We start from the raw sequence: 23,918 nt of genomic DNA, 5'->3' as shown, positions 1-23,918 counted from the left end.
CTTTTAACAATACGAACACGACGTGTTTAACACTTGTGTATCTGTTCACCCGTACAAATACGTTCACGCGGGGCAGCATATAGCCTCGCAAAGCTATTTTAAGTTTTATAAAAGATTATGTTGATATCAACCTCTCTTTTGATTGGGAGAAGAAGTGCTGAGACCTAAGGAGGTTTGCCAGAAGCTGGGGATAAGTTACGCTACCCTCAGAAACTATGTCAAGAGGGGATACATAACTCCAGTTCTGACACCCGGTGGAAAGTGGAGGTTTAGGGAAGAGGACGTTGATAAGCTAATGGGTTTAACCAAGGCTAGGAAGGTCGTGTTATACGCTAGGGTATCATCACACGCGCAAAAAGACGACTTGGATAGGCAGGTTAGAGCCTTGGAGGAGTGGGCTAGGCAAAACAACATTCAAGAGTACGAGGTCGTAACCGATATTGGTAGTGGTCTCGACGAGGATAGGAAGGGGTTCAGGAAGATACTAAGGCTTGCCACGGAGAAAAGAATATCGAAAATCGTTGTGGCGTACCCGGACAGGCTGACTAGGTTCGGTTTCAAAACGCTTGAGGAGCTTCTAAGACCCTTTGGCGTTGAGGTAGTTGTTCTAAATAAAGAGGATAAAGACCCGAGAGAAGAGTTGGCGGAAGACCTCATAACAATAATCTCTCACTTCGCGGGGAAACTCTACGGCATGCGGAGCCACAAGTACAAGGAGGTGGTTGAGGGTGCAAAGAGGCTCATTGAAGACCCTTGAGCTCGTGAGAGCTTACTCGGTTCCAGTAAGAGACGAGAGGGCTAGAGAGCTAGTGACGTGGTATTTGAGGACTCTGCAGAAGGCCATAGACATGATCTGGGATAATATCGCGTGGGGGTATCGCTTCCCAAAGCTTGTTAGAAAGAGGGGAAGGACGACAGTAATTACTGGTTTGAAGACCCGGATCCCCATGATACCAAAGGATAAAGTGTTCAAGAAGATGCTTAGAGATACGCTTATGAAGGATAACCCGTACGCGAGCCACTGGGTCGACGCTGTTATCAGGACAGCCTATTCGGTCATGGAGTCTTGGAGGAAGAGGTACCTGAAAGGGAGAGCTGGGAAGACCAAGCCGAGGATTAGGAGGAGGTTCGCTAGGTGCAAGACAACGCTTATGAAGATAGATTATCAAGCTAAGACCATTAGAATAACGCTGAGACCGGGAGAGTACCTGACCGTGTCGTGGAGGTCGACGTGGTTCGAGCACAGGGTTAGAGACTGGATTGTTGGCGAGGTCGTAATCAAGGACGACAGGATCGTCATCCCCTTCAAGAGCTCTAAGGAGGTCGAGATTAAGAGGGTCGTCGGCTGGGATAGCAACGAGCTCTCATTGGACGGCTACGAGCCATCAATAGGCTTTATACACGTCGACCTCAGACCTCTTCAGAGCATGAAAATCGTCTATGAGAGGAAGAAAGCGGTTGCGCAGAGCAAGGGCAAGAAGAGGGTTTACGAGAAGTACGCGGCTAGGGAGGGGAACAGGGAGAGGGACTTTGTAAACAAGCTAGTGGCAGGTCTGAGAAGGATACTACCAAACTCTATCCACGTCTTCGAGGATCTAGGTAAAGAGGATCTCGTTAGCAATAAGAAGGTTGAGAAGAAGAGGAGGAAGAGGAACGCTAGAACGCCTTGGAGGAGCATACACAGAAGAATGTCAGAGTCTGCTCTAACAGTTTTTGTGGATCCCAAGAACACGTCCCGCACCTGCCCCAGATGCGGGTATGTCGTGAAGACCCAAGTGGGGCGTACATTCAAGTGCCCGAGGTGCGGGCTCGAGATGGATAGGCAGAAAGTGGCGTCGGTGAACATTAGGAAGAAATACCTAGAGGGTGGAGGAAAGGGAAAAAAGGCCAAGATGCGGGGGTTCCCCCACAGCGATGATCCTGAGGATTCAATGAAGGCGGAGCTGTGGGCTGGGGTCGCCCCGAGCGGGCGGAAGCCAATGATATGGGCTCCGATGAAAGGAACCCTGAAGGCAATGAAGCCAAGGGTAGAGGGCTGGCATCAACTAATATAAAGCCCTATGAAACCCGAACCCCCGTTTCCAACTTGTTCTAGATAGATATTTAAATAGACTCACGTGATAGATTGAATCCGGTGTCTAGATGCTCATTGAGATCACGTGGTACGGGAGGGGTGGACAGGGAGCGTGGACCTCGAGCAACATCCTAGCAATGGCGGCCGCCCTTGACGGGAAGCACGCCCAGAGCTTCCCAGCCTTCGGCCCCGAGAGGTCTGGAGCCCCCATGCTGGCCTTTACGAGGATAAGCGACGAGCCGATCGAGATCCACAGCATGGTCTACAACCCGGATGTCGTGATCGTCCTGGACGACAGCCTCATATCCCCCAAGGTGTACGCGGGTATCAAGGAGAACGGCGTCCTGATCCTGAACTACGAGGGGGACAAGGAGTCGCTCTTCAAGAGGCTCGGAGACCTCCCACAAGGTGTGAAGGTCTACACCACGCCCGCTACGAGGCTCGCACTCGAGATCCTGAAGGCCAACATAACCAACACGGCAATGATAGGCGGGTTGATGAAGGCGTGGAGTATTGTCTCCTGGGGCAGCCTTGAGAAGGCGGTGAAGGAGAGGTTCAAGGGAGCTGTCGCGGACAAGAACATCGATTTAATAAGGAAGTCGCATGACTTGACTGTGAAGGTGAAGTAGATGTCCCAACAAGCCGGTTGGAGAAGCCTCCCCAAAGCCGGCGTAGCCTTCAGGCTGTCGACCGACTACAAGACGGGGGACTGGAGAGCCCTAAAACCGGTTATAGACTACAACAAGTGCACGAAGTGCATGCTCTGCTGGTTGTTCTGCCCCGACATGGCGATAGTCTGGGACGGTGAGAACGTGGTTGTGAACTACGACTACTGTAAGGGCTGCGGTATCTGCGCCAACGAGTGCCCGGTCAAGGCCATAAGCATGGTACCCGAGTTCTAGGTGGTAGCCGTGACCCAGGCCGTGGTTAAACCCCGAGCCCCCTTGGAGAAGCAGGTCATGATGACCGTGAACGGCGACGAGGCCGTGGCCTACGCCGTCAAGCAGAGCCTGGTCGACGTCGTCGCCGCGTACCCCATAACACCACAGACGATCATAGTCGAGAAGTTCTCGGAGTTCGTGGCGGACGGCGAGGTGAAGACCGAGTTCGTCCCAGTGGAGTCGGAGCACTCCGCTATGAGCGCCTGCGTCGGGGCCGCGGCCGCCGGCGCCAGGGCCTTCACAGCGACCTCCTCGCAGGGGCTCGCCCTCATGGTGGAGATACTGTACATCGCGTCTGCCCTGAGGCTACCCATAGTCATGGCAGTAGTCAACAGGGCCCTCTCGGCCCCGATCAACATACACAACGACCACAGCGACGCGTACCTCATGAGGGACTCGGGCTGGATACAGCTATTCGCCGAGAACGTACAGGAGGCCTACGACACCACCATCCAGGCCTTCAAGATAGCCGAGGACGAGAGGGTGCTCTTGCCCGTGGCCGTTAACCTGGACGGCTTCTTCCTCAGCCACACACTCGAGAACATCTACATGCTCCCCGACGAGGTCGTCCACGAGTTCCTCGACGGCTACAGGAAGGTGAGCAAGGTGAGGGTCGACTACTTCGACGAGGAGGTACCTCTCGCACTCAACCCAGCTAGGCCCCTGAGCTTCGGCAACCTGGACTTGTACGACTACTACTTCGAGCACAAGGTCCAGCAGGTGGAGGCAATGAAGAGCGTCCCCGAGGTAGTACGCGAGGTCAACGAGGAGTGGTTCAAGCTGACTGGGAGGAGGTACGGCGACGGTATACTAGACCCGTTCGAGGTGGAGGACGCCGACGTGGTCCTAGTGGGTATGGGTAGCGGCGTCGGGACCGTGAGGAGCGTCGTTAGGAGGCTGAGGAAGGAGGGCCTTAAGGTGGGTCTGGTGAAGCTCAGGATGTTCAGGCCCTTCCCGTTCAAGGAGGTCGCTGAGGTGTTGAAGAACGCTAAAGTGGTGGCGGTAATGGAGAAGGGGGTGAGCCCGGGTAGCTACGGCCCGCTATTCCTCGAGGTCAATACAGCCCTGTACGACCTGAAGAGCAGGCCGGCGCTGGTCAACTACATCTACGGGCTGGGCGGTAGAGACCTCGTCCCGGACCTCGTCGAGGGGATGATAAGAGGGTTGTTCAAGGAGCTCGAGAAGGGGGTGTTCGAGCCCAAGCTCAGGCACCTCGGCGTGAGGGAGTGAGGTGGTAGGCGTGGTCGTAAAGACCCTGCCCGAGTTCCCCGTCAAGAAGGGCGAGCCGGCGTACAAGCTCTGGCTGTTCGAGCCCGGGCAAAAAGTGGAGATGCCTCTGGTCTTCAACCTCAGGCAACTAGCTGAGACGAGAAGGCCTATTCTACTGCCGGGCCACAGGCTGTGCGCTGGCTGCGCTGCCCCAATAGTAGTCAAGCTCGCGAGCTTCGCCTTCAGAGGCCCCACTATAGTCGTCACGGCAACAGGCTGCCTCGAGGTCTCGACCACAATCTTCCCGTACACCAGTTGGGCTGTCCCGTGGATCCACAACGCGTTCGAGAACGCCGCGGCGACAGCCTCCGGTATAGCGGCCGCGGTAGAGGCCATGAAGAAGACCGGGAGACTGCCCTACGAGCACGTCGACGTCGTCGTCTTCGCGGGCGACGGCGGCACCTTCGACATCGGCTTCCAGGCCCTCAGCGGTGCGGCTGAGAGGGGCCACGACTTCCTCTACATACTCTACGACAACGAGGCGTACATGAACACCGGGATACAGAGGAGCGGCGGCACGCCCAAGTACGCTTGGACCACGACGTCGCCCGTCGGGAGCGTGCTACCGGGTAAGATGGAGAACAAGAAGCCCATAGCAGAGATAATGGTGGCTCACAGGATACCCTACGTGGCGACCGCGACGCCGGCCCACTGGATGGACTTCATGAAGAAGGCGAGGAAGGGTATAGAAGTGAAGGGCCCCGCTTTCATACACGCCCTCAGCAGCTGCGACAGGGGTTGGAGGCACGACACAGCGCTGACACTAGAGGTGACGAGGAGGGCTGTCGACACCTGCTACTTCCCGCTGTGGGAGTGGACGCCCGAGACAGGCTACTTGCTCACTGACAGGAGCCTGGCCATCGCCAGGAACCCCAAGCTGAAGCAGCCGATCGAGAAGTACCTCGAGCTGCAGGGTAGGTTCAGGCACCTTCTGAAGCCCGAGAACAAGCACCTGGTTAAGGAGCTGCAGGAGCTAGTCGACGCCGCCTGGGAGGAGCTGCTCAGGAAGGCCAGTAACGCCCCAAGGTGAACGGCGAGGAGTAGAACGAGTTTTTTAGACAAGGTCGATTTAAGGAGTAGCCTTGTTGCCTGCGTTGGGTCCCCGCTGAGAGGAGACGACAGGATAGGGCTTCTCGTGTGCGAGGAGCTTTCCAAGTGTGGAGTCCCCAATGTAACCTGCGAGTACGGCCTAGAGAACTGCCTCTCACACATCTTATCGGCCAGGCCCGAGAACCTGGTGGTGGTGGACGCGGTCTACTCGGACAAGCTGGGCGAGGGGGACGTAGTCCTAGTAGACCTGGACAAGGTCTCCGAGTACTGCATCCCCACCACGCATAGTCTCCCCCTCAGGATGCTCGTTGACATGCTGGTGAGAGAGGGTGCTGTAAAGAGGGTCTTCATCATAGGGGTCTCGGTCAAGAATCTGGACGTGTCCCTGGAGGTCTCGCAAAGGGTGTTAGAGGCCGGCATGACGCTCTCTAAAGCGTTATGCGACGCTTTTAAAGAGGGTAAGGTAGACGAGGAGGGGCGACGCAGCGGTCTTCAGGATTAGCCTGAAGTGCTCGTCGTAGTCGAGGGGGTTGAACAACCCGCTAGAGCTTACGACTTTTAATATAGGCGGTGCTAGCTCTGGTACTCCAATGCCCGAGAACCCCCTCTCCAGCGAGTTCAGACGCGCTAGCCTCTTGACCTCCCTCTCGTAAGTCGCCGGGTTCTCAAGCGACTCGACGAGAACCCTAGCCAGCCTGGCGACGTAGTAAAGACCCCCGTAGGTGAACGGCTTCACCAGTCCGAGGGCGTCCCCTGTAAAGAAGACCCTACCACGTATGTGAGGCCTAGACAATTGCCCCGGCTTGACCACCACCCCTCCGAAGAAGCCCAGCAGCCTCCTGTACTCTACCCCAGCAACGCCGAGCACCTTCTTGACGGCAGACCTGGGGTTTCCGACGTGCTTCTCGGTCAGGTACCCCGCTAAGCCGAGGCCGTCGCCTATCGGCGCGAACCAGGAGAACAGCGCGCCGCCTACGCTATACTCTACGTGTATTGTGTCCTCGCCTCCCTCGTGTTCAACGAGTGCCTGTAGGCCATACAAGTACTCCCGTCTCCTCCCGTTGAAGAACCTGAAGAACTCGCTCGTAGAGCCGTCGGCTACAACGAGCCTGTCGAAGCGTACAATGCCATCACCCGCCCTCACGCTGTACGTGTCTAGCGGCTTAGCCCTCACCCCCGTCTGGAGGCTGTGGCCGAGCCCGCTCGCCTTATCGGCTAGCTTCTCCTCGAGTAGCGGTCTCTCGAGGTAGAAGGCGACCTCTCTACTAAACTCCACCAGGTAGCTCCCTAGCCTGGTGTGGAACAGGAACCTCTTGTAGCCCCGTTTAACGACCCTGGGTGTTAAAAGTTTGGCAAAAAAGCTCGCGGTGTAATGGCCGACGATGCTTGTACAGTGACGCGGCTCTCCGAACCTGGGGTGCTCCTCGTAGACCAGTACATCCCGGTCCCTGATCAGTGACGCTACCGTGAGGCCGGCGGGGCCGCCGCCGACCACTACGACTCTACTCATTCTCCTCCTCGTAGTCCCTCGAAGACGTCCGCAACGTGTATCTCGCGGCTCTCAGGGCCTTCGCGATGTACTTAAAGGCTGCCAGGGGGTCGGTCTTCTCCCCACACGTGTACACGTCTACCGTGGCGAAGGAGTACTCGGGCCACGTGTGTATCGATATGTGGCTCTCGAGTACCACCGCGAAGACTGTGACACCCGGGTCGATCTTCCACGTCTTCACGTCTAGGATCGTGAAGTTGCCCACCCTAGCCGACTCCTCGACGACCCTTCTCAAATACACGGGGTCGCTCAACAAATCTGGGTCGCAGCCGTAGAGCTCGCCGTAAACGTGCTTCCCAACTACCTTCTTTTTCAAACTCTCTACGTAAACACTCATCCCTGAATCACCCACTAAATAACTCCCCCCCTGGGGGCTTTTAAAGGTTTCCCCCCTCCCCCCTTCCCGTGATCAAGGGTATGGGGGGTTGGCCGCGTATATGGGGTGGTTGTCAGAACGTGATACAAAAAACAGGTATATATCGTGGTATACTATTGCTTAAACCGGGGTTTGGTTTGAGGCTCTTCGGCACTGCCGGCATTAGGTTACGGTACCCCGGCGAGATAGACCCTGTCCTGTGCTACAGGATAGGGCTAGCAGTCTCGAGGCTGGGGCTTTCCCGCGAGGCGTTTATCGTCCACGACTCCAGGACGACAAGTCATGTCCTAACACTCGCTACGGCTGCAGGCCTTATGGCGGGAGGGGTGGACGTCTACTTAGTCGGCTTAGCACCCACGCCCGTCGCGGCTTACGCGGCTAAGGGGGGGAGGGGGGTCGGCGTCAGCGTAACTGCTAGCCACAACCCCCCGGAGTACAACGGGCTCAAGTTCTACGACCCGGAAGGCTTTGAGTTCGTCAGGGGGCTGGAAAAAGAGGTCGAGGAGGCAGTCTTCAACAAGGCCGTAACACCCCTGGGGTGGAGCGAGGCGGGTAGGTTCTACACGGAGCCGGGCCTCGTGGACGACTACGTCGAGGACCTCTACGAGTTGGCGCGCCCGCGGAGGGTAGCCTGGAGGCCCGTACTAGTTGTCGACCTGGCAAACGGGGCCGCCGGCCATGTGACGCCCACTCTTCTCAGGATGATGGGAGCCACCCCACTCACGGTCAACGCCAACCCGGACGGCTTCTTCCCCGTGAGGACGCCCGAGCCGAGGAAAGACGTCCTCGAGTCTTACATAGGCCTCTACTCCAGCGTTAAGCCGGCGGCCGTCCTCGCACACGACGGAGACGCCGACAGGCTAGCGGTACTCGACCCAGTAGAGGGCTTCATAAAGCAGGACAGGGTCATAGCCTTCTTCATCGACGAGCTGGGCGGAGGCTCGAAGGGGAGGGTGGTCGTGAGCGTGGACACTGGACGGGTGGTGGACGAGGTCGCCGAGAGGCACGGGCTCGGCGTAGAGAGGTACCTGCTTGGCAAGACTCACGAGAGAGTGAAGGAGGACCCCGGCGTTGTGATAGCGGCCGAGCCCTGGAAGCTCATCTACCCCAGGTGGGGGCCGTGGGTCGACGGCGTGCTACAGGCCGCTCTGATAAGCAGGGTTGTAGTAGAGGAGGGCAAGAGGTTCGCCGAGGTGCTGAAGGACAGGGGGATTAAGGAGTACCCGTGGGACAGGAGGAGCTACAAGTTGAAGCCAGAGGAGAAGCTGGACGCCGTCTACCGCAGGCTGGCCGAGAACCTCAGGAACAAGTTCGGGGAGCCCTTGAGGGAGACCCTCATAGACGGGTACAGGTACGACTACGACGACGGCTCTTGGTTCCTAGTAAGGCGTAGCGGTACAGAGCCTAAGATAAGGTTCTACATAGAGGCCCCGTCGAGAGACAAGCTCAGGACGATGGTGGAGACCGTAGAGTCGGAGGTGGGGAGAACGGTAAAAGAGTACTCTGCTGTAGTCGAGGAAGTGACGGTGGGCTAGAGCAGTCTCTTCAAGAACGCGGGCAGGTCCTGTTGCCAGACCTCCACGACACCTGGCGGGCTCAGGTGGCGGTTGTACTCGTTTCTGACGAAGACGGGGTGCTCGACCTCGCCGAACACCTCTATGTCGCTCTCGCTGTCCCCGAAGAAGTAGACCTCTGAGACTCCGAGAAGCGCCCTGGCAACCCTCAACCCTACGGCCTTGCTCGTCTCAGCTACGTAGACCTCTATGAACGGGCGCTGGTACTTGAACACGAAGAGCCCCCTCTTTTCAGACTCCTCCTCGACCGCGACGACGTCCGCCGGCTTACCGGGGCACCTCCTCCACCCGACCCCCAGCCCGAGAGCCCTCCCTAGAAGGCTCTTCTTCAGCTCTACCCGGAGGCAAGGTTCCCTCAGCCTCTTGTACAGCTCCTCGACGTCTCTAGACCTGCGCTCGTCGAGAGCCCCCAAGGGGTACACGAGGTAGCCCCCCGCGAGGACCTCGAGGCCGTTAACCCCGATGTACGCGTCGGCAGAGGGGACTTGCTCGACCAGGAAACCCGTGCTCCTCGTAGAGGCGATCAGCAGCCTGTACTTCCTCTTCAGCTCTCGGAGAACGCCCTGCACCCAGGGCAGGGGGAAGTCTCTCCCTATCTCCGCCAGTACCCCGTCGTAGTCGAACACGAGAGCCCTATCCACCAAACGAGTCTCCACCAGCGCTCTGACCCGGTCAGGCTCACTCTCCGAATGCCCTGTCCCCTGCATCACCTAGGCCGGGGACTATATAGCCCTTCTCGTTGACTGTGGGGTCGACCGCCGCTGTGTAGATCGTGGCGTCCAGGTTGTACTCCTCGACCACCTCTCTAACCCTGTCGATCGCGAGCGGTGTAGCTATGGCTCCCACGACGAAGACCTTCCGGGGCCTGCTCTTGGACAGCACTATCTTGAGGACCTCCCTGATCGTCGAGCCCGTAGCCAGCATAGGGTCCACTATGATGACGGTGTCCTCACTACTTATTTTCGGCAGCCTCACGTACGTGATCTCGACGTCGAAGGTTTTGTCCGGGTGCATCCCCTTCTCCTCCACCCTCCTCGCAGAGACTACACCTTGCCTAGCGTTGTAGAAGATCTTTATCAGCCCCTCCGTCATAGGCATGCCTGCTCTCAAAACGGTTATTATCACCACCTTGTCCATGTCCTTGAACCTGACACCCCCCGTCTTGACGCCTAGTGGTGTCTCGACCTCCACGCGCTCCAAATCTAGGTCTCTCGTTATCTCAAAGCCCATGGCCCTGCCGAGCCTTACCATGGCCTTCCTGAACTCTATCTGCCTGATGCTCTTGTCTCTTAGAGTGGTGAGGACTACCTGTATGTACGGGTGATCTAGCACCCTGACCTTCAGCAAAGCCCTGGCTAACTAATCCCCCTGGAGACTATTAAACTTGATGTAACGGATAGGGATATTACCCCAGTGAGCTAAAAATGGAAAATGTGAGGCAAATGCGCGAGGACCTCTACGGCTACGGGGACAACAGGTGCAGGGTGATATACGAGCAGAGGCCAGGCATACCAGTCCTACTCCTACACGGGTACAGCTTCACTAGCGATGCCTGGAGGGACATAGGGCTCCTAGGCGAACTCGACGGGAGGAGGATCCCCTACATCGCAGTAGACATGCCGTACGGTAGGGTCTCGAAGTGCATCAAACACACCAGGAGCCCCGTGGAGAACGTGGAGTTTGCCAAGAGCGCCTACAAGGCGTTCTTCGGCGAAGTCCCGCCCCTAGTCGTAGGGGCGAGCCTCGGCGGTTACATCGCCCTGAGGTACGCCACGTCAAACCCTGTCGCGGGTCTTCTACTAGTTGCGCCAGTCGGGGCGGGGGAGTTTGTAGACGCCTTCAGGAGAATGAAGGTGAGAATGAGGATCTTCTACGGGGAGAGAGACGACGTAGTCGACTACGCTGAGTTGAGGGACTTCGCCTCAGCCGCGGGAGGGGAGCTAGTGGTCTACGAGGGCGCGGGCCACGCGCTGTACCTAGACCAGCCTAGTAGGTTCCTCAGGGACTTCGCGGACTTCTACAACAAGATTCTGCCTAAACCTCCGTGAGCGGACATCGCACCTTTTAAAAACACCCTTTAATCAGAGTGTTAAGAGAGCGTGGTTTATAGTGGCCGAGTACGCCGTCATAACGCACACAGACATGGACGGTGTAGCGGGGGCCGGCGTCTACGCGCTGGCTTCAGGGGAGTGGCCTAGGTACGTCTACTTCACCGAGCCCTACAAACTGCACAGACTACTCGGCGAAAAACTCGGCAAGATCAAGGAGGTGGAGAAGCTGGTAGTGATAGACCTCGGCGTCAACCCAGGCGGTTTCCCCGAGCTAGTAGGCTCGATCAGAGAGCTCGCAGCGAAAGGTGTGAGCGTGGAGTGGTACGACCACCACCTGTGGGATGGCGAGTGGGTGGCAGCGATACGTGGGGTCGGCGTCAAGCTATACCTCGACACGTCGACGTGCGCGACCGGCGTCGTTTACAGGTACTACGCCGCGGGGAGGGTGAACAGGGAGATAGCCGAGGAACTCGTCCCGGGCGTCTGCGCCGGGGACTTGTGGACGTTCGACCACTGGAGGGGGGGCTGGTACCTCAGGCTCATCAGGAGGGGCGACAGCGACTCGTGGAGGTTGAAGGTCATGAGGGAGGTCTTTAAGGGGAGGGCCTGGACTAGTAGCTTCACTGAAAAAGTGGAGGAAGCAGTGGACGGGGAGCTCAGGGCCCTGTCCAGCGTAGAGAGCATTGTCGTTAGAGAGGCGGACGGTATCCGCGTGGTCGCGGCTTACGAGAATAGCGATGTCGAGAACAGCTTCCTCGCAGCCTACCTGCTCTCCAGGTACGGCGCCGACGTCGCCGTGATAGCATCGGCCGACGGGAAGCTGAGCCTGAGGAGTAGGAGCGTAGACGTTAGAAGGGTCGCGGTGAAGCTGGGTGGGGGAGGGCACATGTACGCCAGCGGCGCCAAGGTGAGCATCCCCCTGTCGAGGAAGCTCCTCTCGCTAGTGGACAAGAAGGTGCTCTTGAACTACGTAGCCGACAAGGTATATTCCGCCCTAGTCTGAGCCCCCGCATACAGGGGGCAACAGGTAGATCCTGCCGTCCACGCCCTCTACCTCGACGACTGCGCCCTCCACGTACATAAGGCTCACAGCCGAGGCTACCACAGCGTCCTCCTCGTCCCTCGTGAGCCTGCCAGGCAAGGCCAATCCTAGCCTTGACGCCAGCTCGCCCAGGCCGTGGCACTTACTCGACTTGAGCGCGCTCCTGGGGTGCGTCTCGAGCACGACTACGCCCATGCTGCTTAAGCGCGAGGCGAGCCTCACCCCCCTCTCGACGAGCATGCTCATGCCCCTCCAGCCAGGCGGGAGCACCCTGAAGCCCAGCCTGACCATAACCCTGTCGACGTGCCTGTAGGAGGGGCTGTGCGAGAGGGGGGAGTCGATGGCGACAACCAGGGCTTTATGGCGCGTGAGGAAGTCTACTATCTCCTCGTCGCTGTACAGCGACTCGACGCGTAGGTCCCTCCCCGAAATCACCGCTACGCCCGAGGGCCTTCGATCGCTCCCCCGCAGGTCTACGCCGGCTACTGTCACCATTTAACTCTAGGTCCCCTGTCGAACCCTATGAGTCTCGCATACTCCTCGAACAGCTCCTCGACTCTACTCGCCCAGCTCCTAATCCCCTCGGGGCTCCTCGGGTACTCGTCCCTGTACAAGGTCGTAACCTTGTTCATGTAGTTCCTGACTATCCTCAGCTCCCCCAGCAGGCTAGGCCTCCCGAGGAGCTTGATCACTGTGCTGACAGAGCTGACGACCCTGTCCCCCAGGCTACCCTTTACGCCTATGTCGTATACGGCCGAGCCGTCTACCAGCCTGTTCCTTATTATCCAGTCGAAGTCGTCGTTGGACAGCCTCTGGAGGTACATGCGAAGGACGTCGAGGCTGGCCTGTTTGACCCCGTACGCTTCTAGGTACTTCAAGTTCACCTCCCACATGTTGCCCGTGTCCGGCTCCCCCTGCTCAAGGACGTTCGCCAGGTGTGTTGCTAGTATGTTCGCGGCCTCCATAGTCGACCCTATCCCGCCTCCGTGGACTGGGTTCACGGTGTACGCTGCGTCCCCCACGCTCCCCACGTTACTCCAGACCATTGTTGGGAGGGGTCTCCTCGTCGGCACAATACCTCCCCCCGCGTGGACTACCCTCCCCTTGAACCTCTCCCTCAAGTACCTGTCGTAGTTGTGCCTCGGGTTGAGCCCCGACCCCCCTATCACCCCGAGCCCGACGTTCACCACCGTGCCCTCTCTGTTCTTGGGGAACATCCACCAGTAGCCGCCGGGGGCCACTCTCGTGTTGAGGTATATGACGGCGTAGTGGACGTCCGCCTCGCTCACCCCGCTCTCGAGCTCGACGACCTCCCTGTACGCCAGGTTGAAGTCCGTCTCGTACGGCCTCTCGGCGATGGGCCAGTCCTCGGGTAGCCTGGTCCTCAGAGCGGGCCTCGCGCCACTCGCGTCTATGTAGAACCTCGCCCTCAGGTCGGCTACCCCTCCCCCGGTCTTCTTCACCTTTACGCTGCTCACCCTCCCCTCCCTGACCTCCACGCCGACCAGGAAGTGCTCGTCGTACAGCTCGACACCCCGGTCTAGGGCGTTCTTCAGTAGCCACTGCCCGAACCCGACCCTGTTGACGCTGACCCCTTCTCCCGGGACGATTATCTCGTGCTCCTCGCTGGGGCTCTTTATCTTCACACCCCTATACCTGTGGTCTAACACGTTGTCGGGGATCTGCAGCCCGATGTGCTCAAAGTGGTGCACCCCGATAGCGTCGCCGCAGGTCTTGTCCCCGATCTTCCCCCTAGGCTTGCTCTCCACGAGGGCTACCTTGAAGCCCTTGGAGGCCAGCACGAGCGAGGAGTACAGCCCGCCGACCCCCGAACCTACCACTACTACGTCGTACACGCGAGTACACCTCTGCACTTGGAGAGGCTAATCCCTGTTGAACGAAATAAGCTTTAAGCGGAGCTGGGGGTCACGGGAGAGTCTTCAGTAACATGCCCTCCACGGTTATAAGGGAGTACTTCGACGCCAGCGAGATGGCCTCCTCGAGCCTGCTCTCGCTGTTACTGTATAAGGTGAACAGGGGGTCGCCCTTGTTGACCCTGTAGCCCACCTTCGCGTGGAACTGTACCCCGGCGCCCTTGTCGAACGGGGCCCCCGCCGCTCTAGCCACCATGGTTACCGCCGCGTTGTCGATGTACGTCACCGCCCCCTCTAGAGGCGACTTGAACGTGTAAGTGTACTTGCCAAGCGGGACCTCCTCGGGTTTAATGTTGGGGTTGCCGCCCTGGGCCTCGATTATCTCCTTGAACTTCTCGTAGGCCCTGCCCGAGGAGAACAGCTCCCTTGCGTAGCTCTCGCCCTGACCAGGCGGCACCTTACCGCTCAACTCCATGGTCAAGCCGGCTATCAGGACAGCCTTGTCGACGAGGCTCCTCGAGCCCCTCCTGTTCAACAGGGCCTCTAACGCCTCCTTCGCCTCGAGGGCGGGCCCCACGCTCATGCCTATGGGCTGCCCCCCGAACGTGATGGCCACCTTGACCCTCATGCCGAGCTTCGCGGCCTGCCTTATGAAGAGGCCCGCCAGCTGGTCTGCGTGGCCCGGCTCCTCTATCTTCGCCTTCTTCCCGACGGGAATGTCTATCACCAGGGACTCGACGCTCATCGCGAGCTTCTTGCTCAGTATACTCGCGACCATCTGGTGCCACGGGTCTATGGAAAGCTTCCTCTCCACGTTCACGAAGATGTCGTCTGCTGGGGCCAGGTTGAGCTTCCCGCCCCAGACCAGGAGCCCTCTCGTCTTCTTGGCGAGCTCTCTTATCTCTTCCGCTGTGAAGTCCACTCTCGCTAGGACCTCCATCGTGTCGGCCGTGCCAGCCGGGCTGGTTATAGCCCTGCTACTAGTCTTCGGGATGAGCAGGCCGAACGACGCGACAATGGGTACCGCCACCATCGCGACCTTGCTGTTCCCCGGGACTCCGCCAATACTGTGCTCGTCGAAGACGGGCTCGTCGAAGCTTATCTTCACCCCTGTCTCTACCATGGCCTTTATCAGGCTCGTGAGCTCGTCCTCGTCTAGGACGTAAAACTGCTGGCTGAGCAAGAAAGCGGCTATCTCGGCCTCGCCGTATGCCCCGTTCACGACGTCTCTTATTATCGAGTACATCTCGTTGTAGCTCAGACGCTCCCCCCGAATCCTCTTGAGCAGGTACGCGTACGACCCGGGGAGGCCTGCGGGCTTGACCTGAACCGGGTAGCCCTCTTTCAGGCCGAGCTTATCGGCCAGCTCGATAGACGCGAGAACCCTCCCCTTCGCCACCATGGTCTTGGTCAGCGTAACCGTGGCGTAGGCCTCTCTGTCCTCGTACTTGACGAGGACCTTAGAGTGGGGTGTTAAACTCATCTCGAGAGCGTCTTGCTCGTTCACGACTAGAAGGGGACTTCCCGTGGAAACCTCGAGCACGCCCGCAGTAAAATTCCTGACCTCCTTGGATACGAGCATGCTTACTACCCTCAACACGGGCCGTAGGAGATACTATTCTATATCCTTAAGGGGTTAAAAACCTGGTCAAGCGGGCTCTCCGAACACGGCCTCAGCCGGTCTCCTCCACGTCTATGCTCCCGTCCCTCATCAGGTAGATCTTGACCCTCTTCTTGAGCCTAGGGTAGCCGGCGCCTGCCTTGAAACGTAGAAGCCCGAATATGTAGTCGAAGTTCGCCTTGACTTTGACCCCCGCTTTGTCTGCCTCGTCGATGACCGTCCTGGGTACGTCGACTAGCCTAACCCCCTCGTCGAGCGTTATCACTTTCACGGCCATGATCTCCCGGTAGACCCTGAGGGTCTCGGCCGCGAGCTCTATCTTCCTGAGGGCCCTCTTCTCCGCGATAGCAACCGCCGACCTAGACATCCCCAGCCTGGAAGCGACCTCTGCCTGGGTGAGACCCTTGGCTCTCAGCTTCAAGACCTCGTACTGCTTCTCGGTCAAGAGGCCGTACTTTCCCATACTTACACCACTTACTGCTTTAATACACGGAGCGGCTCTATAAAGTGAAAGCTTTTATACTGAGGGGGGCCTCCGATATGGGATTGGTGGGACCATGTTGGAATGGAGTTAAGGTCTTCCCAAAGACCCGACCTCCTACCTAATACCTGGTACAACATAGTCCCAGACCTCCCGGAGAAGATATCCCCCTACATCTTGCCGGACGGAACCGTTGTGAAACCCGAGATGTTCCACGCACTCTTCGCCAGGGAACTCGTCAGGCAGGAGTTCAGCGACGAGAGGTTCATCAAAATACCCGACGAGCTCTCCGAGTACTACCTGCAAGCCGGGAGGCCAACGCCGCTGCTAAGGGCGAGAAACCTCGAGAAGTACCTCGACACGTGCGCGAGGATATACTTCAAGTACGAGGGGGTCCTGCCTGCTGGCTCCCACAAGTTCAACACCGCGATAGCCCAGGCGTTCTACAACAAGCTCGAGGGCGTAAAGAGGCTCAGTACAGAGACTGGCGCTGGGCAGTGGGGTAGCGCCCTATCTCTAGCCGGTAGCCTAGTGGGCATCAAGGTAAGGGTCTTCATGGTGAGGGCGAGCTACAACCAGAAGCCCTTCAGGAGGATACTGATGGAGACCTACGGGGCCGAGGTCTACCCCAGCCCCTCCAGTGTAACCTCTTTCGGCAGGAAGCTGCTCCAGGAGAACCCGGACCACCCGGGCAGCCTCGGCATCGCGATATCGGAGGCCATAGAGGACGTCATCAACAGCGGGGGAGAGGCCAAGTACAGCCTCGGAAGCGTCCTCAACCACGTCCTCCTACACCAGACCGTGATAGGGCAGGAGGCGGTCAAGCAGTTGGAGGAGTTGGGTGTCGGAGTCGAGGACGTGGCATACGTCGTGGGGGCTGTCGGCGGCGGGAGCAACTACGCCGGCCTGGCGTACCCCTTCCTCTACTACAGGCTTAGAGGGAAGACGAGCGCCGTGTTCGTGGCCGTAGAGCCCAGAGCAGTGCCGTCCATGACCAGAGGCGAATACAGGTACGACTTCGGTGACACGGCCGGGCTGACGCCGATGTTGAAGATGCACACGCTCGGGCACGAGTTCGTCCCGCCCCCCATACACGCCGGGGGGCTCAGGTACCACGGGGTGGCGCCGTCGCTAAGCATACTCGTAAACCACAAGCTAGTGGAGCCCGTGGCGTACGGGCAGAGGGAGGTGTTCGAGGCCGGCGTCCTGTTCGCGAGGTTGCAGGGGGTAGTTCCCGCCCCGGAGAGCGCCCACGCCGTGAAGGCCGTGATAGACATAGCGAGGAAGTACAGAGGGTCCTGCGAGAGACCCGTCATAGTCTTCAACCTCAGCGGGCACGGGCTACTCGACTTAAAGGGGTACGAGGAGTACCTCTACAACGCCCTGCCGGACACGTAATTTTTATTTTTTAGGAACAGGAAAAACAACATGGGTAGGCTCTTGATCAAGAAGTGGAAGGTCTACACCCTCGAGCGGGGGCTCGGCTGGTTCGAGGTCTTCCTCTGGGTCGTCGCCAACCCCGTAGCCTCGGGCTTCACCTTCTTCACAATCCAGATGCTGGGTACGCCCGGGCTCTACGGGGGCTCGAACCTACTTGCCTACCTCCTCGCTGGCCTGGTCTACGTCCCCGTGGTCCTCGCCTTCATGTACGTCGCGCTTAACGTCCAGAGGGCGGCCGCGCCCTACGTGCTGATATCCAGGGCCGTCTCTCCCGTCGTGGCCTTCATCGCGATCTGGTACTACATGGCCGCCAGCGGTGGTCTGCTCTCTCTAGGCTTCCTCGTTTACTACGGGCTCAAGGCGCTGGCGGGGGACGTCCTCTTGGCTGGGCTCGCCTCCGGCGACCAGCTCCTGGTGGACCTGGGCGTGGTGTTAAACCAGCCTTTGACGGAGCTCTACCTGGGCGTACTAGTGGTAGCGGCACTATTCATCCTCGCGAGCGTTAGGACTAGGCGGCTGAAGTGGGTCCTAGCCCCAATAGTGGTAACGCCGCTGTTAATCACGCTGGCGTACACGGTGGCCCTGTACCTCGCAGACCCTGGCACTATTTACGAGAACTGGGCTAGAGCGACCGGTTTAAACCCCGTGCTACTCGAGAACGCCGCATTGAAGGGGGCCGTCAGAGGGGTGACCCCTCTAACCCCGGCTCCTCTCGCGGCCGCTACCGGTGGTATGATGGTCGCCGCTCTCTGGGCTTACGCGGGGCTGGAGTCGGCCAGCTTCGTAGCCGGCGAGGTCGAAGACCCGGTGAAGTCGTACACGAGGGGCTACCTGCTCGGCTTCCTTACAGTCTTCGCTCTCTACCTCCTAGTCCCCTTCGTCGTCGAGGCCAAGCTAGGGGTAAGCTTCGTCGCGTCGTACTCCTACCTCTACTACACCTACCGCGGAGTCTTGGGGAGCCTCAGCGGGACGCCCCTGGTACCCCCGTCGATCTTCGTGTACCTGTCCCTCTTCACCAGCGACAAGTACTTGATACTCCTGGCAGGACTAGCGGCCTTCATGTGGTTCCTCAACACTGCCTACACAATCTGGCTAGCGGCTATTAGGATATTGTACGCACTCGCGGTCGACAAAATGGCGCCCCCGTCGCTGGCAAGGGTGACGGGTGTCAGAGGCGTGCCTATAGTGGCTAACAACGTTGTCTTCTCGTTTGGGCTGGTGGGACTCCTCCTAGGCTACTTGACCGTGGAGGGCCTGATACCAGTCGCGTCTCTCCTGAAGCTCTTCGACTTCAGTTACAGTATACTCGTCTGGTTGACAGGTCTCTCCCTCGCAGTTCTGCCCTGGATCCGGGGCGGCTTCTACGAGGGCCTGCCCTTCAAGAGGCGCGTCTTCGAGACCGCTGTCGGCGCGGCCTGCTTCGCCTCGGGCTGGTTCATGCTGCTCTACTCCGGGTCTAATGTGAGTCTCGTAGACGTCGCCGCCAACTCCTTCATAGGCCTGCTAGCGCTTGTATCACTGCTACTGGTGATGAAGAGGTTCTGGGCCCCCGAGGCGGTAACTACCTAGCGTGATTGGGGCCCTCTGCTTCGTGGGGCTCCGGCGGCCAGCCGCGGCTTGTGTGGAGTAGGGTGGACAGGGTGGAGGACAGGAGCGTGGCCAAGGCCAGTACTAGGTGTACCAGCGGGTTCAGCAGCAGGCCCGTGTAGGGGAATTGCTGCACGTTCGACGAGCCCAGTATCAGCCTCCCAGCCGAGGTAACGTGGTCTAGGCTGAAGGACAGGGTCGAGAGGGCCCTCGTGAAGAAGTAGCTGTAGAGGCCCAGGAACACCGCCGAGGAGACCGCGCCCACCAGCCCTCCCGTGAAGCACAGCCTGAGCTGGACAGTGTAGTCCTCGCCCTCTAATAGGGCGAGCAGCAGGTTGGCCCCGCTGAACACCATGTAGACGGTAAACAGGACGAGGGGGGCGGCCATGTAGCTCGTTCTGTCGAGCTCGTCTACCGTTATCGGCGCGCCGAAGTAGGTGACCCGGTAGTAGGAGAACGCTACCAGACCGTCGAGGACCCCGTAGACCCTGTAGAGCGGTAGCACTAGTGCGAGGACCATGTAGACTCCGTAGAACAGGGTGAGGAGCCCCGTGACGTAGTGGACCTTCTCGTACCTCTCCCCCTCACCGACTACAGGGCTCGACTCTCCCAACCCAGACCACGCTCTCGTTCCCGTAGTAGTAGGAGACTCTTACATACGCGTAGTCGAATACCCCCTGGAGCTCCAGCCTGTACGTCTCCATCGGCTCTACTGTCACGTCAAAGGACTCATCCCGGCTGTGCACGACGTTCACTAGGCCGACCCACGTAGAGTTCACGTAAGTGACTCTCACCGAGACGTTCTCGAGGGGGAAGGGCAGGGTGTTCTCGACGAGCAGGGTACAGCCCTCCACCTTCACCGCCGGCTTGCGTAGAGTGAAGTGTACCGGGTAGTAGCCTATGAGGAGGCCTCTGTCGAGCTTCGCGGTCAGGTTCACGTAGAAGTAGTTCACCCCGGCCTGAAAGAGCTTCTTGTACAAGAATGATGGTACACCGATTACCACCCTGCTACCGTTGACCACCTCTGCGAAGGTGCAGGGGTAGAGACCGGCAGGGCTTACAACACTACAGCTGGAGACGCCGGCTATACTGGTGTTGTAGGTCGAGTAGTCCAGTGTGAGAGCCGTGTAGTCCCCGGAGATCTCGTAGCCCGCGAGCTCAACGCTGGGGGCTTGGAGGACGGTTCTATAGGGCGGCTGGCCCACCACGTAGAGGGCTGTGAACACGGCGTAGAGCGTTACGAACAGGGCGAACAAGGTGGTCTCTAAGTGTAGGGGCTGGAAGAGTCGCCTCAGGTCCCAGAGGGGTACGAACAGCGAGGTCATCAGTATCACCGCCAGCGGGAGCCACACCTCCAGCGGTATTGCGAGGACCTCTCTGTACTTGACAGCCGTCTCCGGGACGGGAGGGTCTGGGGCCGGGTTGAAGTCCCCCTTAGTCACGACAGCGCCTCCGGCTACTTCCACGACCCTGTGCACCACGCAGTGGAATAAGCCTGTGCAGTAGATCACTACGTCGCCCTTCGAGAAGCCCGCCAGCCAGACGGCGGTGCTCAAGACCAAGTCGCCCGGCTTGAGAGAGGGGTACATTGAGTAGCCGGCGACAAGGCTTAGAGCGAAGGGCGGGAGGCCTAGATAAGGGGCTAGGAACGCCGCGACCAACAGTACCGCTACAACGAGTAGAGGCAGGTCCCTCGGGTACATGATAGCACCGCGGAGGTTGTTAGAGTTGATAAAAAAGTGTTTTAATGGTGTCGTGTTTACGGCGGCGTCTCAGTAGAAGACGTGGTGTAGACTAGGAGTAGCTTGGCGGTAACTGACGCGGGTGGCGTGGAGCCCTCTGGTATGTACACGTAGAGGTCGATCTCCACCGGGCTGCCCGCCGAGATCGTTATCGGGAATTTCTGCGATGTTGCGGTGATCAGGTCGAGGCTGGCAAGGTAGGTGCCCGATACCGGAGTGGGCGGCTGGTAGCCGGAGAGACTCCTAGAGGCACCCTTACTGTACACGTAAAGGACTAGCTGGGAGCCGTCCGGTAGACCCGTCGCGGCGGTATAGACTCTCAGGTACGCGTAGTACACCTTCGAGGAGTCACCGTTCACTATGCGGACGATGTCCTTGTAGTACGACACCTGGTAGGTGGGGTGTATCGTGATGGCGAGACTCGCAGAGTTAGGCCCGAGCGAAACGCCAATGGTGTTGTTCGGGCCCAGGTCCTGTTGGTTGGCGTTCGAGCCCGTCGCGAAGTAGACGGGCGGCTGTACGGGGCTGACGGTCACCCATGCCGGGTAGTACACGAAGACGCTGGCGAAGACTATGCTCGTGAAGACTGCTACTGCGACTAGGGCTAGTACTCTCCTGTCGAACCTCATACTAGGCACCGCTGGGGGTTTGTATCACATGATACCTTTGAGTCCCCTTTTAAGCCTTCCGCCCAATGAGCCTGTCCACGTCTTCGCCGGCCCCCGGAAACGGTTTTATTTTTCGACGCACTCAGTATTCTCTGTCAACAGTAATGTGGTAGTGATGCCGGACCTAGTCAGCGACGCTATAGGGGTCGTCGAGGGGCTGGCCGTAGCCTACATGGCTATTCTCGCCATAGGTTTGACCGGCTACATCCTGTACAGGCCTAAGAGAGGGGGCGTGAAGGCGAGCAGCTTCGAGATCGTCGTCGTCTCCAAGGCCGACGAGAGGGTGAGGAAGAGCCTGTTCGAGACGGTCCGCTACCACGCGAGGAGGTTCGGGGGCGTAACGCTGGTAGTAGACGAGGAGTCGCCGCTACTACCCGAGCTGAGGAGGCTCGGGCACGTCAAGCTCGTGGTCGTCCCCAGGGGGTACAGGAGGGACCTCGTCGGTAAGGGGAGGGCCCTTAACTACTTCATCGAAAACTACGTGGACAGGGAGAAGTGGTACGTCTTCATAGACGACGACAACATCATCCTGGACGACGACTTCCTCTACGAGATACCCTACTACGAGTCTAGGGGTGTTTTCGTCGGGAACGGCGTCCTCGTGCCGAGGATGGGGAGGAGCAAGCTGGCCTACGTCATGGACTGGGCCAGGTTCCTAGACGACGTGACCCTGTACAGGTTCTTCACGGGACTGCTCGGGAGGCCGCTCCTAGGGCTGCACGGCGAGCTGCTCATAGTGAAGGGGAGGGTGTTGAAGGATGTGGGGTTCAGCTACAGGAGTATCACCGAGGACTTCAGGTTCTCTGTAGAGCTCGTCAAGAGGGGGTACAAAACGTGGCAGAGCGGCACGAGGGTCCTCATCAAGAGCCCCAACAGCATAGCCGACCTGATCAAGCAGAGGGGGAGGTGGTTCAAGGGGGTCATCTCGGACGTCAAGCACAGCCCCCTGCCCATGAAGCTCGTCGTAGGGTTCAGGGCGTTCTTCTGGAGCCTGGTCTTCACCGCGTCCTGGGCGATGCTTCCGGCCGTGCTGGCAGCAGGCATAATCTGGTTCATACTGCCGGCCGGCCTATACTACGCGTCGGCGTACCTCTACGGCTCGTACAAGGCCGGGGAGCCCGTACTCGTCTTCACCATCCCCTTGTTCGGCCTAATCGAGGCTTCCGCGAGGATCTACGGGCTTCTAGCCGTGAGAGACTTCGTCGTCATAGACAAGAATTAAATAGGATTGTAGAGAAAACTAGACAAGGTGGGCAAAGTGAGGCCCTTTAGACTGAAGCACGAAGAAGTCACCCTCTATTTCGGGGAGAACTCTCTCGAGAAGGCCGCGTGGTTTCTCGAGGGTAAGAAGAAGGTGGGTGTAGTCACGGGCCGGCAGTCGGCGAAGGTCTCCGGCGCCCTCGACGACCTTTTGAAGATCCTGAGCGAGAGGGGGGTCGAGTACGTAGTCTTCAGCGACGTGGCGCCTAACCCGTACCTCAGCCAGGCGCTCAGGGCGGGCGAGCTGTTCTGGCGGGAGAGCGTTGACGCAGTGGTGGCCGTTGGAGGGGGTAGCGTGATCGACGTGGCGAAGGTCGCCTCGGTGATAGCGGTGGCTGGGGCGAGGTTCGAGGACCTGCTGAAGGGGGCCAAGCCAAAGAGGAAGCTCCCACTACTCGCCGTCAACCTGACCCACGGGACCGGCACTGAAGTCGACAGGTACGCTGTCGTCACCGTGGACGAGACGAGGGAGAAGCACGGTCTCTCTGTGACCTACCCGGACGTCAGCGTGGACGACCCCAGGTACACCCTGACGCTCAGCCTGGAGCAGACCGTTTACACGAGCCTAGACGCCTTCTACCACGCCTACGAGTCCGCTACGTCCACAGTATCCTACCCCTTGGTCGAGACTCTGTCGTACGAGGCGATCGCTATAATAGGCGAGAAGCTCCCAAGGCTGGTCAACAACTTGAAGGACGTCGGCCTGAGGACGAGCATGCTCTACGCCAGCATGCTGGCGGGCCTGAGCATAGACATGGCGTCTACCCACCTCGTCCACGGGATAGAACACGTCCTCAGCGGCTTCGAGCCCAGGCTGGCCCACGGGGCGGGCCTAGCGCTGCTGGGGCCGCGGGTGGTCTACTACACCCACAAGGTGCTCCCCGAGGTGTCCGCGAGGCTGCTCAAGCCTATAAACCCGTACATCAAGCCTGTCGCCGAGGACGCCGAGAGGGCTATGAAGAGCGTTAAGGCTTTCCAAGAGCGGGTCGGCTTCAAGGAGAGGCTGAGCGACTACGGCTTCAAGGAGAACGACGCGAGCAGAGTCGCGGAGTTCTTGTTCAGCAGGCTAAAGTACATGGTTGGGAACACGCCCTTCCCCGTCACCGAGGAGGTAGTCAAGGACGTTTTCCTGTCGGCTCTGTAGGCCCCCGAGTTTTTGGCCCGTTAACTCACCTCGCGCTTTTTCCGCTCGTAGGGCCTCCCAGGGCGCCAGAGACGACTCACGGGGCACGAGGGGGCAAGCCGTCGCGGCAACGACTCCGGCTCCGCTCGCCACACGGGTTGGCCTCCCGACCCCCGCTACTAGTCCCCTCCTCCTC

Annotated in this window: 25 protein-coding genes; 14 read left to right on the top strand and 11 right to left on the bottom strand. The window is 59.0% G+C overall.

The genetic code is table 11. The features are described 5' to 3' along the window. Positions 1–154 precede the first annotated feature (154 nt). The 7 genes from WLZ34_RS05885 to WLZ34_RS05855 all read left to right on the top strand — a co-directional run bounded on the left by WLZ34_RS05885 (position 155) and on the right by WLZ34_RS05855 (position 5,836). Positions 155–757, top strand: a complete 603-nt coding sequence (locus WLZ34_RS05885; protein ID WP_434731954.1) for an IS607 family transposase — start codon at positions 155–157, stop codon at positions 755–757. Further along, positions 729–2,054, top strand: a complete 1,326-nt coding sequence (locus WLZ34_RS05880; protein WP_434731953.1) for a transposase — start codon at positions 729–731, stop codon at positions 2,052–2,054. The genes WLZ34_RS05885 and WLZ34_RS05880 overlap by 29 nt, the downstream gene beginning before the upstream one ends. An 88-nt stretch (positions 2,055–2,142) precedes the next feature. Then, positions 2,143–2,703 (top strand): 2-oxoacid:acceptor oxidoreductase family protein, encoded by a 561-nt coding sequence (locus WLZ34_RS05875; RefSeq protein ID WP_434731117.1) that lies wholly within the window; start codon positions 2,143–2,145, stop codon positions 2,701–2,703. Further along, positions 2,704–2,976, top strand: a complete 273-nt coding sequence (locus WLZ34_RS05870; protein ID WP_428724448.1) for a 4Fe-4S binding protein — start codon at positions 2,704–2,706, stop codon at positions 2,974–2,976. Between the two features lie 60 nt (positions 2,977–3,036). Beyond that, positions 3,037–4,245: a transketolase C-terminal domain-containing protein gene (locus tag WLZ34_RS05865; RefSeq protein WP_434731952.1), complete on the top strand. Its 1,209-nt coding sequence runs from the start codon at positions 3,037–3,039 to the stop codon at positions 4,243–4,245. A 10-nt stretch (positions 4,246–4,255) separates the two neighbouring features. Next, the gene (locus WLZ34_RS05860; RefSeq protein WP_434731116.1) at positions 4,256–5,314 is read left to right on the top strand and encodes a thiamine pyrophosphate-dependent enzyme; all 1,059 of its coding nucleotides are present in this window, start codon (positions 4,256–4,258) and stop codon (positions 5,312–5,314) included. Between the two features lie 105 nt (positions 5,315–5,419). Then, positions 5,420–5,836, top strand: a complete 417-nt coding sequence (locus tag WLZ34_RS05855) for a hypothetical protein (RefSeq protein WP_434731115.1) — start codon at positions 5,420–5,422, stop codon at positions 5,834–5,836. On the opposite strand, the gene WLZ34_RS05850 is transcribed toward WLZ34_RS05855, so the two are convergent. Together WLZ34_RS05850 and speD are read right to left on the bottom strand one after the other, a co-directional pair. Further along, positions 5,771–6,844: an NAD(P)/FAD-dependent oxidoreductase gene (locus WLZ34_RS05850; RefSeq protein ID WP_434731114.1), complete on the bottom strand. Its 1,074-nt coding sequence runs from the start codon at positions 6,842–6,844 to the stop codon at positions 5,771–5,773. The two genes, WLZ34_RS05855 and WLZ34_RS05850, sit on opposite strands and share 66 nt — an antisense overlap. After that, positions 6,837–7,220: an adenosylmethionine decarboxylase gene (gene speD / locus WLZ34_RS05845; protein WP_428727042.1), complete on the bottom strand. Its 384-nt coding sequence runs from the start codon at positions 7,218–7,220 to the stop codon at positions 6,837–6,839. The genes WLZ34_RS05850 and speD overlap by 8 nt, the downstream gene beginning before the upstream one ends. 176 nt (positions 7,221–7,396) lie before the next feature. Here speD and WLZ34_RS05840 point away from each other — a divergent pair, with 176 nt between their 5' ends. Then, positions 7,397–8,794, top strand: a complete 1,398-nt coding sequence (locus tag WLZ34_RS05840) for a phosphoglucomutase (RefSeq protein WP_434731113.1) — start codon at positions 7,397–7,399, stop codon at positions 8,792–8,794. Here the strand turns inward: WLZ34_RS05840 and WLZ34_RS05835 are convergent. After that, entirely contained in the window at positions 8,791–9,474 is a 684-nt protein-coding gene (locus tag WLZ34_RS05835) for an HAD hydrolase family protein (protein WP_434731951.1), read from the bottom strand. The genes WLZ34_RS05840 and WLZ34_RS05835 overlap by 4 nt on opposite strands. 37 nt (positions 9,475–9,511) lie before the next feature. Further along, positions 9,512–10,180, bottom strand: coding sequence for a uracil phosphoribosyltransferase (gene upp, locus WLZ34_RS05830; RefSeq protein WP_434731112.1), 669 nt, complete (start codon positions 10,178–10,180; stop codon positions 9,512–9,514). A gap of 95 nt (positions 10,181–10,275) precedes the next feature. Between upp and WLZ34_RS05825 the strand changes: the two genes are divergently transcribed. Continuing rightward, a complete protein-coding gene (locus WLZ34_RS05825; protein ID WP_434731111.1) occupies positions 10,276–10,881 on the top strand; it encodes an alpha/beta fold hydrolase in 606 nt (201 codons plus the stop codon). A gap of 61 nt (positions 10,882–10,942) precedes the next feature. Next, positions 10,943–11,887, top strand: a complete 945-nt coding sequence (locus tag WLZ34_RS05820) for a DHH family phosphoesterase (protein WP_434731110.1) — start codon at positions 10,943–10,945, stop codon at positions 11,885–11,887. Here WLZ34_RS05820 and WLZ34_RS05815 read toward each other — a convergent pair. The 4 genes from WLZ34_RS05815 to WLZ34_RS05800 all read right to left on the bottom strand — a co-directional run bounded on the left by WLZ34_RS05815 (position 11,879) and on the right by WLZ34_RS05800 (position 15,884). Next, on the bottom strand, positions 11,879–12,421 hold the full coding sequence (locus WLZ34_RS05815) for a DUF429 domain-containing protein (protein WP_434731109.1): 543 nt from the start codon (positions 12,419–12,421) through the stop codon (positions 11,879–11,881). The two genes, WLZ34_RS05820 and WLZ34_RS05815, sit on opposite strands and share 9 nt — an antisense overlap. Further along, positions 12,415–13,782, bottom strand: a complete 1,368-nt coding sequence (locus WLZ34_RS05810; RefSeq protein ID WP_434731108.1) for a geranylgeranyl reductase family protein — start codon at positions 13,780–13,782, stop codon at positions 12,415–12,417. Before WLZ34_RS05810 ends, WLZ34_RS05815 begins: the two co-directional genes overlap by 7 nt. 70 nt (positions 13,783–13,852) lie before the next feature. Next, positions 13,853–15,382 (bottom strand): AMP phosphorylase, encoded by a 1,530-nt coding sequence (locus tag WLZ34_RS05805; RefSeq protein WP_434731950.1) that lies wholly within the window; start codon positions 15,380–15,382, stop codon positions 13,853–13,855. A gap of 91 nt (positions 15,383–15,473) precedes the next feature. Further along, positions 15,474–15,884 (bottom strand): Tfx family DNA-binding protein, encoded by a 411-nt coding sequence (locus WLZ34_RS05800; protein ID WP_434731107.1) that lies wholly within the window; start codon positions 15,882–15,884, stop codon positions 15,474–15,476. A 102-nt stretch (positions 15,885–15,986) separates the two neighbouring features. Here WLZ34_RS05800 and WLZ34_RS05795 point away from each other — a divergent pair, with 102 nt between their 5' ends. Further along, a complete protein-coding gene (locus WLZ34_RS05795) occupies positions 15,987–17,300 on the top strand; it encodes a TrpB-like pyridoxal phosphate-dependent enzyme (RefSeq protein ID WP_434731106.1) in 1,314 nt (437 codons plus the stop codon). 30 nt (positions 17,301–17,330) lie between these two features. Further along, complete coding sequence (locus WLZ34_RS05790; protein ID WP_434731105.1) at positions 17,331–18,911, top strand: APC family permease; 1,581 nt, start codon at positions 17,331–17,333, stop codon at positions 18,909–18,911. Here WLZ34_RS05790 and WLZ34_RS05785 read toward each other — a convergent pair. The 3 genes from WLZ34_RS05785 to WLZ34_RS05775 are packed head-to-tail and all read right to left on the bottom strand — an operon-like array spanning position 18,904 to position 21,300. Next, entirely contained in the window at positions 18,904–19,542 is a 639-nt protein-coding gene (locus WLZ34_RS05785; protein WP_434731104.1) for a hypothetical protein, read from the bottom strand. The genes WLZ34_RS05790 and WLZ34_RS05785 overlap by 8 nt on opposite strands. Beyond that, entirely contained in the window at positions 19,514–20,632 is a 1,119-nt protein-coding gene (locus WLZ34_RS05780) for a signal peptidase I (protein ID WP_434731103.1), read from the bottom strand. The genes WLZ34_RS05785 and WLZ34_RS05780 overlap by 29 nt, the downstream gene beginning before the upstream one ends. Positions 20,633–20,688: 56 nt before the next feature. Then, on the bottom strand, positions 20,689–21,300 hold the full coding sequence (locus tag WLZ34_RS05775; RefSeq protein WP_434731102.1) for a hypothetical protein: 612 nt from the start codon (positions 21,298–21,300) through the stop codon (positions 20,689–20,691). A 154-nt stretch (positions 21,301–21,454) separates the two neighbouring features. On the opposite strand from WLZ34_RS05775, the gene WLZ34_RS05770 reads away from it, so the two are divergent. Continuing rightward, on the top strand, positions 21,455–22,561 hold the full coding sequence (locus tag WLZ34_RS05770; protein WP_434731101.1) for a glycosyltransferase family 2 protein: 1,107 nt from the start codon (positions 21,455–21,457) through the stop codon (positions 22,559–22,561). A gap of 36 nt (positions 22,562–22,597) precedes the next feature. After that, positions 22,598–23,743, top strand: coding sequence for an iron-containing alcohol dehydrogenase (locus tag WLZ34_RS05765; protein WP_434731100.1), 1,146 nt, complete (start codon positions 22,598–22,600; stop codon positions 23,741–23,743). Positions 23,744–23,918 lie beyond the last annotated feature (175 nt).

Origin of the sequence: Thermogladius sp. KZ2Tp1 (genome assembly GCF_051131135.1) — an archaeon.
Taxonomy (GTDB): Archaea; Thermoproteota; Thermoprotei_A; order Sulfolobales; family Desulfurococcaceae; genus Thermogladius.
This window is presented reverse-complemented; position numbering and strand designations above follow the sequence as displayed.

What these genes read in the sequence shown, in the direction of transcription:
- WLZ34_RS05865 (WP_434731952.1), top strand. Translation starts at nt 3,037, where the DNA reads ATGACCGTGAACGGCGACGAGGCCGTGGCCTACGCCGTCAAGCAGAGC.
- WLZ34_RS05825 (WP_434731111.1), top strand. Translation starts at nt 10,276, where the DNA reads ATGCGCGAGGACCTCTACGGCTACGGGGACAACAGGTGCAGGGTGATA.
- speD (WP_428727042.1), bottom strand. Translation starts at nt 7,220, where the DNA reads ATGAGTGTTTACGTAGAGAGTTTGAAAAAGAAGGTAGTTGGGAAGCAC.
- WLZ34_RS05800 (WP_434731107.1), bottom strand. Translation starts at nt 15,884, where the DNA reads ATGGGAAAGTACGGCCTCTTGACCGAGAAGCAGTACGAGGTCTTGAAG.
- WLZ34_RS05795 (WP_434731106.1), top strand. Translation starts at nt 15,987, where the DNA reads ATGGAGTTAAGGTCTTCCCAAAGACCCGACCTCCTACCTAATACCTGG.
- WLZ34_RS05775 (WP_434731102.1), bottom strand. Translation starts at nt 21,300, where the DNA reads ATGAGGTTCGACAGGAGAGTACTAGCCCTAGTCGCAGTAGCAGTCTTC.
- WLZ34_RS05875 (WP_434731117.1), top strand. Translation starts at nt 2,143, where the DNA reads ATGCTCATTGAGATCACGTGGTACGGGAGGGGTGGACAGGGAGCGTGG.
- WLZ34_RS05870 (WP_428724448.1), top strand. Translation starts at nt 2,704, where the DNA reads ATGTCCCAACAAGCCGGTTGGAGAAGCCTCCCCAAAGCCGGCGTAGCC.
- WLZ34_RS05850 (WP_434731114.1), bottom strand. Translation starts at nt 6,844, where the DNA reads ATGAGTAGAGTCGTAGTGGTCGGCGGCGGCCCCGCCGGCCTCACGGTA.
- WLZ34_RS05780 (WP_434731103.1), bottom strand. Translation starts at nt 20,632, where the DNA reads ATGTACCCGAGGGACCTGCCTCTACTCGTTGTAGCGGTACTGTTGGTC.
- WLZ34_RS05770 (WP_434731101.1), top strand. Translation starts at nt 21,455, where the DNA reads ATGCCGGACCTAGTCAGCGACGCTATAGGGGTCGTCGAGGGGCTGGCC.
- WLZ34_RS05790 (WP_434731105.1), top strand. Translation starts at nt 17,331, where the DNA reads ATGGGTAGGCTCTTGATCAAGAAGTGGAAGGTCTACACCCTCGAGCGG.
- WLZ34_RS05815 (WP_434731109.1), bottom strand. Translation starts at nt 12,421, where the DNA reads ATGGTGACAGTAGCCGGCGTAGACCTGCGGGGGAGCGATCGAAGGCCC.
- WLZ34_RS05805 (WP_434731950.1), bottom strand. Translation starts at nt 15,382, where the DNA reads ATGCTCGTATCCAAGGAGGTCAGGAATTTTACTGCGGGCGTGCTCGAG.